Raw genomic sequence first — 12,113 nt, 5'->3', positions numbered from 1 at the left:
TGTCAATTATCAATTATCAATTATCAATTATCAATTATCAATTATCAATTATCAATTATCAATTATCAATTATCAATTATAAATTAACTATGGATTCTCGGCTCGTGATAGAGAGTAGATAGTAACTGACTTTCAAAGATAGCGAGTTCGGCAAGACGAGATTGGACGATTTCTCTGTCGAAATAGGTATCTGCTAATAACCAATAAATTCCAAAATGACGCGCTTCTGATGCCATTAAACTGCGGTAGAATGCCGCTAATTTTGGATCGGGGAGATGAGTACCGAGCAATCCCAATCGTTCGTGAGAACGTGCTTCAATCAAGCCAGAGATGAGTAATGAATCTAGTAATCGGAGTGGTTCTTGATGGCGAACTTGACTCATTAAGCCTTTGCCATAAGGCGGCGCATTGAGGGGAGCTAGTGGAATACCACGCTGTTCGAGAATTTGATTGACTTGCTCGAAATGCTCTAATTCTTCCTGCGCGATCGCGGTTAACTGCCGGACGAGTTTATGATTGGATGGATACCGGAACATCATATTCACAGCAGTACTGGCTGCTTTGCGCTCGCAATGGGAATGATCGAGCAAGATCGTATCGATATTACCTAGAGCCTGTTCGAGCCAAGCGGCTGAAGTTGGCTGACACAGAGCGTTAATAGTCGGTGTGGCGATCGCTGTCATCTGGAAATCTCGATCGGGTAAAGAATTTAAGTCATCTCGATCGAGTTTAACCGATTTGTCGATCCTGAGTGAGATAACACAGCAGCGATTCAACTCCGGATAAAGCCCGCTTTAATTCCCCGATCGGGATCTCGCAGTCTAACTTTGGTGGGATGATACGCACATGGCAATTCATTCGTCCAGCAGCGAGGTGATGAACCGAGCGGGAAAAAATAAGTCACATCATTCACTTGACGTTCGATCGTCACATTCAGATCTCGGGCTGGCGGCAAAATTAGTAGTGAATAATCTGTTTGCACCCGATGCACTGTCGAAATTGCTGCCACTATCAGCGGTAAAATTACTACCAGTTTTGGCAGATGAATTGGCAATTTTTGAGGCAAGATAACGATACTGTTGCTTGCTTGGAGCGGCGGCATTAAAGATTCGGTAGCAACATCAGATCCGTAATAAATAGCTACAGCTAATGCGGGCACAATTAAGAAGTAAGGCAACATAAACCGATTTAAAGGAGACGTCATCAGGAAAAAGCTGATGCCGACAACAAAGATGCCGATCGATCCTAAATAACGCTGGCAAGAGCGAGTTTTGAGTGCGTAAATCGCACAGCCTGCTGAAATCAAACTCATCAAGACGGTGATTTTATTGCCCGTTGTTGTTGCAAACCACTGTTTGAATGCCCACAGCCAAGGAGCGATGCCTGCTGGCGGCTTACCATACCAAGTAACCCAGTGATGGGTAGCATTGGCTGTCGATCGATCGGCTCCTACCGCCCACGGTACATTTAGACAGAAGGCTGAAGATGGATAGATCGGACATCCAGAAGTGACAATACTCGATAGCAAAAACGGAACGAGCAACAGGCTGACTACCGCTGCAATCCCCATCCGCTGAAAGATATTGCGATTGAATCCAGCTCGAAAAATAAACCATAGTCCAGTTACCAATAGCAGCGGTAATGTGGTGAGCTTGATCGAGACAGCTCCCACGGCGATTACTAGTGGTACGAGTTGGCGAGCTGGTGTCAATCGATCCGATCCTGGTGCAGTTTCGATCGTCAACATTGCCCAAGTAACGATCGCCACCAGTAATAAAGCGGGAATATCGGTAGAAGGAGAAACTAAAATAATCAGCATCAGGTTTGTCCCGATCGTCAGGAGCAGGATGCAACTGTAATAAACTGCCACAAATATATCGATGAATCGCGCCTGCTGACGCAGCAACCGCTGGCAACTAATTAATAGTTGTAAGACTGCTAACAGAAAGATAAAGCCATTGGTAACGGCGATCGTCCGCGCGATCGCCCAATCGGGATTGAGCGGTGCTGCAAAGGCAAACCAGGCAGAAGTAAAGCCAAAATTGGGGAATAGTAACGCTAATCCCGGTACCATTCCAAACTGGGCAAACCAGCGCACGAGACTGTAGTGATAAAGTCCGGTATCATCCCAGCGCACGGGTTGAGCAAAGAACGCCGCCAGCGCGATCGCGACGCCTAAATACACCAAAATCTGCGGTTTGGAAATCTGGCGATACAACTCAACTATTTCTAATCGAGTCGATCGCGATCGCAGCGATATTACTAAAAAAATGCTAAAAACAACGCCGCCAATTAACGGCGATAATGGAATGAATAACGCAGTTGCTAATAGTGTAATCGCGATCGCCAGCATTCCTAACCAGGTGGAAACAATCGCGCGATCGCCCAATCTCGAAAACGGACTATGCGATCGCGGGATGTTAATTTCTAATATATTCAGCAATCCGAATCCACAGCTACAGCACCCAATTAGTAGCAATGTCCAGACTGAGATAAAATACAACATATTAATAGCGTAAGTTGCTAGTTAGATCGAGAGTTGGGGATTAGGAAAAGGGCAAAGGGTAAGGGGTAAACAGACGCAAGCGAAGGCATCTTTCCTGTACTCTTTCCTCAGAGTTGCAATTATATATTTGAATCGACAGGAAATGTGCAAATAGAACATCTATCAAAAGAAAGACCCAAAGTTTCTTCATTTACATAACTTGCGACTATAAATTCGACAAAGCATTGTACCTTCGGCAGTAAATAACGATTGCTAGGAAAGATCGCATAAATGCTAATATCTCGATCGTCTTCATACTCAGTTAGAATCCGTACCAATTGACCCGATCGCAAGGCTCGATCGGCGAAAAATTCGGTCGTGCGAGCGATACCCAAGCCTGCTAACACTGACTCATACAGTGCGATCCCACTATTGACGGTAAAATTTCCACCGACGCTAATTTCTCTAAGTCCGATCGGATCGCGAAATCGCCATTGATTTAAGGTGGTTTTGTAAGCATTTAAGGCGAGACAATTGTGCGTGGCTAAATCGTCAGGCGTAGCTGGAGTACCATAGCGATCGAGATAGGCTGGAGCCGCGCAAATAATCCGGCGATCGGATACCAAGCGTCGCGTAATCAGTGCCGAATCGGCAAGTTCGCCAATCCGAATCGCAACATCGATGCCGTCGCCCACCACATCTACCACATCATCTGTCAGTGCCAGTTGAATTTTTAAGCGCGGGTATCGTGCCAAAAACTCCGGCAAGCGCACCAGTAAATGGCGATGGGCGAACAGCGTCGAACAACTGACGTGCAGTAAGCCTTGAGGTGCCTTACTGTGTTGCTTGGCTTCGCGATCGGCTTCAGCCACATCTGCCAAAATGCTCAGGCACCGCTTGAAATAACGATCGCCCACTTCGGTCAACCTAATGCTCCGCGTGGTGCGATCGAACAACCGCACGCCCAACCGTTCTTCAATCTGACCGATCCGGCGACTGATCGCCGAGGGGTTAATTTCTAGCACCGCCGCTGCTTTGGCAAAGTTGCCGCTATTGACGACTTGTACGAATACTTCTAAATCTGGTAAACGACTCATAATTAATGTTTTTTTTGCATGACAGTCCTGCCAAAAAAAGACATTGTTAATCTTTTAGACATGAATTAGATTTAAACTATTGCCGTTAATTTTGCAAATGCGTTGGGTCGAAACCGCTAAAGTGAGATCGAACCTAGCGGACATCCTGAATCATTTTTGCAGGACAAACACTCATGCCCAAATCCAACCCCAATCGTTGGCATAGCCTCTCGGAACGAGAATTGCCGAACCGTCGCCAAGCGATTCAAGCTGGAATTGCCGGAATCGCTGGAGTCACCGCAATCGGTCTCAATGCTCAAGCAACCGCGCAGCAACCCGAACCAACACCCACATCGATCGCACCTAGAGGTCGCTTTGCTGGGAAGGTGGTCACGATTACTGGCGCAACGTCTGGGATCGGACGGGCGGCAGCACTGGCTTTTGCTCGTGAAGGAGCCAAGGTCGGCTTCTGCGGACGGCGGGAAAACTTGGGAGCTGAAGTAGCACGCGAGATTGTCAAGAATGGTGGCGATGCCACTTACATCCAGGCAGATGTGACGCAGCCCAAGCAAGTCGAATCATTCGTCAACCAGATCGTCGATAAATACGGTCGGTTAGATGTCGCATTTAACAATGCAGGTGACGTTCTCGCCAAGCCGCTGCACCAGATTAGTGTAGAAGAGTGGGACTCGACTCAGAATACCAATCTGCGGGGCGTGTTCCTAGCAATGAAATACCAGATTCCGCACATGCTCAAGCAGGGTGGAAACATCGTCATTACGGCTTCTCAACACACCGTAGCGACTCGACCGGGTTTTGCGGCTTATGCCTCAGCTAAACGAGCATTACTGGGTTTAGCTCAAGCGGCGGCACTGGATTACGGTCAACAAGGCATTCGGGTGAACGTGCTCTCACCTGGGATTACGGATACGCCGCTATTTCAGCGATCGACGGGCGGCTCGCCGGAAAAGGTCGAATCCTCGCGGCAGTTGGCGGATGCGCTCAAGCGGATTGCAACGGCGGAAGAGATTGCTGAAGCGGCATTGTTTCTCGCCTCCAATGATTGTCCCTACATCACGGGCGTTTCGCTATTGGCGGATGGCGGCATGATGTCTGGGTTGTAAGTGGTGCTTAGTTTTGGGTTACTGGTGCTAGGGAACCCGGATCTGGGGGTTCCGACCCCCAGACCCCCCGTTGAGGAGGCGGGGTGCCGCCCCTCAAACTCCCCTGCACAAGGATTGGTTGGTGGGTAGCGTGGCGCGCTTCTCTTCGAGACGCTACGCGAACGCATTAGCTCCGCAATGGGAATCGATCTGTGAGTTGGGGCTGATTGTTGGATTAGTGAATCCTTATCCCTTACTCACATTAATAAACTAGTATCGTTTCTGAGGACTTTGCATCATTAGCCACGACTTCCAGTCGTTGGCATTCTGAACAGGTAGCTGAAGTTTAAAGAATCATAATCAGTGTGTTGTAAAAATCATGCCACAAACTTCTCGCCGGATGCGTCGATCGATACTCACGTCCACATTTGCCACGCTGGCAACTTTTGGGCTGGGAATCATGGGTAAAAAAACACAAGCGCAATCGCCAGATCGCTATACTCGCGGCCTGGAAACGCTCAAACGAGTTGGGGGTCAAGATTACGCTCGTGCCACTCGTCCGTTGGAACCATTTTCGCCAGATTTAGCCCGCATGACGGTCGAACATGTGTTCGGTGATGTGTTGTCTCGACCCGGACTCGATTTGAAACAGCGAGAAATTGCGATCGTGGCAACATTAACGGCGATCGGTTCGGTGCGATCGCCGTTAAAATTCCACATTCATGGAATGCTCAATGTCGGTTGTACGCCGCAAGAAGTGGTAGAAACGATCCTTCATGCGATCGTCTACGCTGGGTTTCCCACCGCCCAAGATGGGATCGCGATCGCCCGCGAAGTCTTTAAAGAGCGCAAGCTAGATTACAAACCTGTTTCGGCTCGACCGGAAGGCGATCGTTATCAACTGGGCATTCAGAATTTACAACAAACCGAAGGCGATCGAACCAAAACGATCGCCACTCGATTTGCCAACCTTGCTCCCGATTTATCGCGCTGGATCGTCGAATTCGCACGGGGCGAAATCTGGAATCGGCGCGGACTGAGCCTCAAATCCCGTGAGTTAGCGACGCTGGCGATCGTCACAGTCTTGGGAAATCAAAGTAATTCGGTAGCCGAGCGGGTAGAAGGTGCCTTGCGATCGGGTGCGACTGAGACTGAAATCAAAGAATTACTATTGCAAATGACCGTGTATGCCGGATATCCCAAGACAGTGGCGGCAGTTGCCGCCGCACAAAAGGTATTTACAGATTTGAAGCAACGGGGAATGCCTGCGGCGACTCCACAACCCGATCTAGCAAGTCGGCGGCAAGCAGAAACCAATGAAGCGCGCTATCAGCGAGGGTTAGCCGCTCTCGATCGAATCAGCAAATCATCGGGTGAGGCAGTGGTAAACAGCTTTGAAGATATCGCGCCCGATTTGGGACGTTATATTGTGGAATTTGCCTATGGCGATGTCTTCTCACGCCCGAATCTAGATCTCAAAACCCGCGAATTAGCAACCGTTGGTGCGCTGACGGGACTGAACACAACTGCATCGGAACTACCGCTCAAGGTACATGTTAATGGAGCCTTAAATGTGGGCGCGAACCGCCAAGAAATTGTCGAAGCAATTATGCACATGATTCCCTATGTGGGGTTTGTTAAAGTGCAACAGGCAATGACGTTGGCAGAGGAAGTATTTAAAGAACGAAATGTTTGAGCAACCATCAAAATTGTTAGGAAATTTAGCTATGGAGCACGAACGATATTTAGGATTGAGAATTAATCGAATTGCGATCGCATTTCTAGTCGGTATTTTTCTAGCGATCTTAATTTCAATTCAACTCAATTATGCTCGATCGATGCCACAATTACCGAAATTTTCAGGTAGCTACATTGCTGCTATTTCCGATGGTGATTTTCTGGCAAGTACCTATGATAATGGTAAATTGCCCGCACCTGGTGTAACCGATCGATTATCGATTTTACCGTTGCCTTTTAATGGCAAGCAGGAATCGATCGCTCGAATTAATACTTCCAACTCCGTCATCGGCGTACCTTAACCCAAACCTAAGCTACAACGGACGGGGTATGTGGTCGATCTCGTTGGCGGAGCCTCTCCCCTGGAGAATCGAGGAGTACATCAAGTTTTAGTCACTCGATAGCAGTTTATTATTCTGGCTAAAGACCGTCTAAGATAGCTACTTTAGTATCGCTTAAAATCGCAAATTTTAGAAGTGAATAAAATGAAGAAATTTATTTTTCAGAGTTTCTCGATCGTCGCCGGAGCAGCACTCTTAATCCAACCTATCGCCCCAGTCAAAGCGATCGCCGCTCAAAATTTCACTCGATCGAGAATAGATCGCTATCCTGAGAATCTACCTCATGGATTAGCTCTAGCTGATGTGGAGCAACAGAGCGACGATCGATCGGGATTACTCCCAAAAATGCTGACAGCGCGGAGAATGGAAGGTGGCTCTGGTGGTGGTAGTCCTGTTGGCCGTGGTAGAATTAACACCCCAAGCCAGAGTCCAAAGTCTTCAAATATACCTGTACGGAATGTATATTCCTCTCTGAGAAAGTCACCTAATTTCCCTAGAGGCTTTCGAGCTGCTCCAAATGGCATCCAAAAAGTGGAGATAAATCACCGAGAACTATTACGAGAGTTGAGAAAGATCGAACCACGTAAGTGGTATAAGGTTTATAGAGATGGATATGTCGGAAATAATAAAGTTTCAATTCACTATTTTGAAAGCGCAACCAGAAGAGTATTTGATGTTAAAACGAAAGACGGCTGGAGTGTTTTAAGGTAAGTAATTAATCAATAAATGGCGATTACCTACAGCGATCGCGGCTACGTCAACGAGCAAGGATTTTAAGTACGCTAAGATCTTTAACAAGCTGTCGTTCTGAGTGTTGTATGTCTGAGCGTTCCTCTAAGTCTAGGCGCGAACGTGGTGCGATCCTGACGGCAAAGGGATGGCAGAAATTGCAGCAGGCAATCCAGGCAGTAGAAGCAGCACAGAATTGGGGACAACGGTTGACTCGCGAACAGATTGCCGATCGCACGGGACTCTCACTCCAGACGATTACGCGGATTCTCAAACGGAAACAAGCAGTCGATCGACTGTCGATCGAATATTTCTTGCGCGGATTCGAGCTACAGCTCGCTCAGGGAGACTGTGCTCCGCCGAGTTATCCATTCGAGCAACTGGCAGCTCGACAGGAAGATCCGCGTCAAGATTGGGGCGAGGCGATCGATGTGTCGGTCTTTTATGGGCGAGAACAGGACTTAGCACGCCTGCAACAGTGGCTGGCGGATGATTGTTGTCGATTGGTGGCAATCGTGGGCATTGGCGGAATTGGCAAAAGTGCGCTGGCGGTGAAGTTGGGATTACAACTGCAACCTGAATTTGAGATCGCGATCTGGCGATCGCTCGCCAACGCACCGCCGCTAGCAGATTTTTTGGAGAGTGTTTTGCAATTTTTGCTGTGGGCACAAAGAGAAGATCCGCTCGTTCCGGCTAGTTTAGACGGACGGCTGACTAAACTGATGACGTGTTTGCAGCGACAGCGGTGTCTGCTGATTGTGGACAATGTGGAAACGATTTTGAGCAGTGGTAGCCAAGCCGGACAGTATCGCGAGGGTTATGAAGGATATGGGCAATTGCTGCGATCGCTAGGTGAGGTGCCGCATCAAAGCTGTGTGCTGTTGACGAGTCGGGAAAAGCCCAAAGAGATTGCACTGTTGGAAGGGGAGCAGTTACCCGTCAGATCGTGCCAATTGGCGGGATTGGATGTCAATGAAGGTCGAGAACTGTTTCAGAGCAAAGGCGCGTTTGTGGGCACTGACGCAGAATGGCTCAAGCTAATCGAACATTATCGGGGCAATCCACTGGCATTGAAAATGGTGGCGGCACTCGTTCGGGACTTTCTGGAGGGTCGGATTGCGGCGGTATTGGACTATATCGATCGGGGCATGGCGGTATTTGAAGATATTCGTGATTTGCTCGCACGGCAAGTCGAGCGGCTAGCTCCCGCAGAACGCGAAGTCCTGCTGTGGTTGGCAATTAACCGAGAGCCGACCTCTCTGGCTGCCTTAGAGCGCGATCTGGTGACATTGGCGACAGGGCGATCGCTCCCCGATGCAATTCAATCGCTGTTGCGACGATCGATCGTCGAGCAGAGTGCTGCTGGATTTACTTTGCAGCCTGTGGTGATGGCATATGTCACCGAACTCGCGATCGAGCGAGTATGTGCGGAGATTTGTAGTCCGCAGCAGAGCGCGGCTGAATCCGCTCCTTTATCACCTATTGCCCCAGACTTCTTGCTTCAAACTCACGCGATCGTCAAAGCCCAGTCCAAAGACTTCATCCGCGAAACGCAAATTCGATCGATCGTGCAGCCGATTTTGGAACGCTTATTAACTACATTGGGCGGTCGGCAATCGATCGAACGACGATTTCAGGAATTACTACAGCAACAGCGACGATCGCCACAACCTGGATATTTGGGTGGCAATCTACTGAATTTGTTGGTGTATTTGAATACTGACTTGCAGAATTGGGATTTTTCCAGTCTGAACGTCTGGCAAGCCGATTTACGGCAGACAAGCTTACACAGGGTCAATTTTCAGCACGCCAACCTCTCTAAATCGATGTTTGCAGAAAGTTTGAGTGGGATCTTATCGATCGATCTCAGCCCTGATGGTACCTTGTTAGCAACAGGGGATGTCGATAATACAATTCAGATCTGGAGGTTGGCCGATCGCCAACCATTGCTAGCTTTACAAGGGCATACGGGGTGGATCTGGTCGGTGCGCTTCAGTCCCGATGGTCGGACGCTAGCGAGTGGGAGTAATGATGCTTGCGTGCGGCTGTGGGACGTGCAGACGGGACAGTGCCTTCAGGTGCTGCAAGGGCACACGGATTGGATCTGGAGCGTGAGTTTTAGTCCCGACGGTCGAATGCTGGCGAGTGGGAGTAATGATGCTTCCCTGCGCTTGTGGGATCTCCAAACGGGTCAATGTCAAACCCTCTTAGCAGATGCCGCAGGTGCCGTTGGGGCAGTTTGTTTTAGTCCAAACGGTCGAATACTGGCGAGTGGCAGTTGCGATGGCTCAGTGCGGTTGTGGCACCTTAGCGATCGCCTCTGTTTGACGACATTACAGGGTCACTTTCAACGGGTACGATCGGTCAGTTTTAGTGCCGATGGGTTACTCCTGGCCAGCGGGAGCGAGGATGGCTTGGTGAAACTGTGGGATGTCCAAACGCAGCAGTGTCTACAGACGTTGCACGGGCATACGAGCGGGGTGTGGACGGTGGCTTTTAGTCCGGCAATCGATCGCCCGATCTTAGGCGTGGGTCAGATGTTGGCTAGCGGGGCGGATGATTTTACCGTGCGGCTCTGGGACGTTGGTTCCGGGCAATGTCTGCGAACGTTGCAGGGGCATACTAGTTGGGTGCATTCGGTACGATTTAGTCCTGATGGCCAGCTCCTCGCTAGCGGTAGTATTGATTTTTCGGTACGGTTGTGGGACGTGCAATCGGGGCAATGTCTAAATGTGTTGCAAGGACACAAAAGTGGCGTGTGGGCGATCGATTTTGCCCTCATAGATTTGACAGATCCACTGGGCGAGCCTAATTGTGCTAGCGAACAGTTTCCGGATCGATCGCCAGCAAAGTTAATTCTAGCTAGTGGGGGATTGGATGCCGTGTTACGCCTGTGGGATGTCGATCGAGGTGTCTGTTTGAGAACGCTGTCAGGACACACGAGTTGGGTGCGTTCTGTGAGTTTCAATCCTCAAAAAACTCTTTTAGCCAGTGCGGGATTCGATCGCACCATTCGACTGTGGAATGTACGCAGCGGGCAATGTTTGCAGGTATTGCAGGGTCATACTAGCGGGATTCGCGCCGTTAGTTTCAGTGCGGATGGAGGACAATTAGCCAGCGGTGGGTTTGATTTTGTCGTTCGCGTCTGGGATGTGCCAACGGGTCGATGTTCTCAGGTTTTGGAAGGACATACCAGTTGGGTATATTCAGTCAGATTTAGTCCCAGCGGACAGACGATCGCTAGTAGTGGCGAAGATCGCACCGTGCGGTTGTGGGATGGGGCAACGGGTCGCTGCCTGCATGTTTTATCGGGACATACGAGTGCAGTGTGGTCGATCGATTTTAGTCCAGATGGTCAAACGCTGGCGAGTAGTGGTTTTGATGCTACCGTGCGGTTGTGGGATGTCAAAACGGGTCGGTGCGTGCAGATGATTCGCGGTGGGGTCAACCGGATTCGCTCTGTCAAGTTTAGTCCCAATGGAGAGACGATCGCGACTTGTGGGGACGATTGCAATCTGCGGTTGTGGGATGTGCAAAGTGGCGAGTGCGTGCGAGTTTTCCCAGGACATACGAGCGAAGTTTGGGTCGTCGGCTTTAGTCCAGATGGTGAAATGTTGGCGAGTGGCAGTCAAGATGAGACGATTAAACTCTGGGATGTGCAAACGGGGAGATGTCTGAACACCCTCAGACCCGATCGACTCTATGAAGGGATGAATATTGCAGGCGCGATCGGATTGACTGAGGTGCAAAAGATGGCATTAAGGACTTTGGGGGCGATATTCAGTTGGTAAAACCTGTCAATCTTGCTCTTATCCCCAACCCCTCTCCCAAGCTTGGGAGAGGCAGGGTGGTTTCATACACCAGAATAAAAGTCTCTCAATCTACTTCTCATCCTAAATCCGGTTGGTATCACCCGATCGCCCTTGCCCTCACCCCCAACCCCTCTCCCAAGCTTGGGAGAGGGGAGCCGGAGCCGCAGGATCTGGCGGGGTGAGGGCGAAGGGTTGAAGACTAAGCACTTTTATTTTCTTGTATGAAACCACCTTGCTCCCAAGCTTGGGAGAGGGGAGCCGGAGCCGGAGGCGATGGCGGGGAGAGGGCTACCTGGGTTGTCGATCGCAACAGCAGGGTTTGAGATGAAGGCAACTTGGGCAATCTAGGAAAAGCACCTAATTTTTTGTTATCCATGTCCGACTCACCTGCTAGAATTCGGGGTACTAATAGCTCGATCGAAACTGCTGCCAAACAATTGAGAAAGACTCAAACCCCAGCAGAGAAGCTGCTGTGGCAAGCTTTGAGAGGTGGTAAGTTGGCTGGTTTAAAATTTCGCCGCCAACATCCTGTGGGTAATTTTATTCTGGATTTTTATTGCCCTGCTTATAAATTGGCGATCGAGGTGGATGGAGCGATTCACCAAACACAGGTAGATGCCGATGCTGCTAGGACGTTGCAGCTAGAGGCTTATGGTTATACAGTGTTGAGGTTTTCCAATGAGGCGGTCATCCAGGAAATGGAGGCGGTATTGGGGGAAATTCTCCAGGTTGTAGATGCCCTCACCCCCAGCCCCTCTCCCAAGTCTGGGAGAGGGGAGCAAGAATAGTCCGGTTCCCCTTCTCCCAAGCTTGGGAGAAGGGGTTAGGGG

General features: G+C 49.6%; 11 protein-coding genes. 7 read left to right on the top strand and 4 right to left on the bottom strand.

Features of this window, described 5'->3' with window-relative positions; all coding sequences use genetic code 11:
• Window positions 1-83: 83 nt before the first annotated feature.
• From C7B77_RS12650 to C7B77_RS12640, 3 genes are all read right to left on the bottom strand, one after another.
• On the bottom strand, window positions 84-683 hold the full coding sequence (locus C7B77_RS12650; RefSeq protein WP_106305019.1) for a MiaE family protein: 600 nt from the start codon (window positions 681-683) through the stop codon (window positions 84-86).
• 89 nt (window positions 684-772) lie between these two features.
• Window positions 773-2,506: an LIC_10190 family membrane protein gene (locus C7B77_RS12645; RefSeq protein WP_106305016.1), complete on the bottom strand. Its 1,734-nt coding sequence runs from the start codon at window positions 2,504-2,506 to the stop codon at window positions 773-775.
• 119 nt (window positions 2,507-2,625) lie between these two features.
• Complete coding sequence (locus C7B77_RS12640) at window positions 2,626-3,582, bottom strand: LysR family transcriptional regulator (RefSeq protein WP_106305013.1); 957 nt, start codon at window positions 3,580-3,582, stop codon at window positions 2,626-2,628.
• Between the two features lie 173 nt (window positions 3,583-3,755).
• Between C7B77_RS12640 and C7B77_RS12635 the strand changes: the two genes are divergently transcribed.
• The 6 genes from C7B77_RS12635 (at window position 3,756) to C7B77_RS29950 (ending at window position 11,465) form a co-directional block, all read left to right on the top strand.
• Entirely contained in the window at window positions 3,756-4,685 is a 930-nt protein-coding gene (locus C7B77_RS12635; protein ID WP_106305010.1) for an SDR family NAD(P)-dependent oxidoreductase, read from the top strand.
• A 358-nt stretch (window positions 4,686-5,043) separates the two neighbouring features.
• Complete coding sequence (locus tag C7B77_RS12630; RefSeq protein WP_106305007.1) at window positions 5,044-6,360, top strand: carboxymuconolactone decarboxylase family protein; 1,317 nt, start codon at window positions 5,044-5,046, stop codon at window positions 6,358-6,360.
• A 31-nt stretch (window positions 6,361-6,391) separates the two neighbouring features.
• The gene (locus C7B77_RS12625; RefSeq protein WP_146138298.1) at window positions 6,392-6,703 is read left to right on the top strand and encodes a hypothetical protein; all 312 of its coding nucleotides are present in this window, start codon (window positions 6,392-6,394) and stop codon (window positions 6,701-6,703) included.
• A 183-nt stretch (window positions 6,704-6,886) separates the two neighbouring features.
• Window positions 6,887-7,453 (top strand): hypothetical protein, encoded by a 567-nt coding sequence (locus C7B77_RS12620; protein WP_106305001.1) that lies wholly within the window; start codon window positions 6,887-6,889, stop codon window positions 7,451-7,453.
• Window positions 7,454-7,560: 107 nt separating this feature from the next.
• Complete coding sequence (locus C7B77_RS12615) at window positions 7,561-11,262, top strand: WD40 domain-containing protein (RefSeq protein WP_106304998.1); 3,702 nt, start codon at window positions 7,561-7,563, stop codon at window positions 11,260-11,262.
• A gap of 56 nt (window positions 11,263-11,318) precedes the next feature.
• The gene (locus C7B77_RS29950) at window positions 11,319-11,465 is read left to right on the top strand and encodes a hypothetical protein (protein WP_181243840.1); all 147 of its coding nucleotides are present in this window, start codon (window positions 11,319-11,321) and stop codon (window positions 11,463-11,465) included.
• Between the two features lie 17 nt (window positions 11,466-11,482).
• On the opposite strand, the gene C7B77_RS29945 is transcribed toward C7B77_RS29950, so the two are convergent.
• Window positions 11,483-11,659: a hypothetical protein gene (locus tag C7B77_RS29945; protein ID WP_181243839.1), complete on the bottom strand. Its 177-nt coding sequence runs from the start codon at window positions 11,657-11,659 to the stop codon at window positions 11,483-11,485.
• Between C7B77_RS29945 and C7B77_RS12610 the strand changes: the two genes are divergently transcribed.
• The gene (locus C7B77_RS12610) at window positions 11,658-12,071 is read left to right on the top strand and encodes an endonuclease domain-containing protein (RefSeq protein WP_106304995.1); all 414 of its coding nucleotides are present in this window, start codon (window positions 11,658-11,660) and stop codon (window positions 12,069-12,071) included. The two genes, C7B77_RS29945 and C7B77_RS12610, sit on opposite strands and share 2 nt — an antisense overlap.
• Window positions 12,072-12,113: the final 42 nt, after the last annotated feature.

The sequence above is a fragment of the Chamaesiphon polymorphus CCALA 037 genome, from assembly GCF_003003845.1.
GTDB classification, from domain to species: Bacteria; Cyanobacteriota; Cyanobacteriia; order Cyanobacteriales; family Chamaesiphonaceae; genus Chamaesiphon; species Chamaesiphon polymorphus.
Note: the sequence above shows the minus strand (reverse complement) of the source record. Positions and strands in the feature narration are given on the sequence as shown.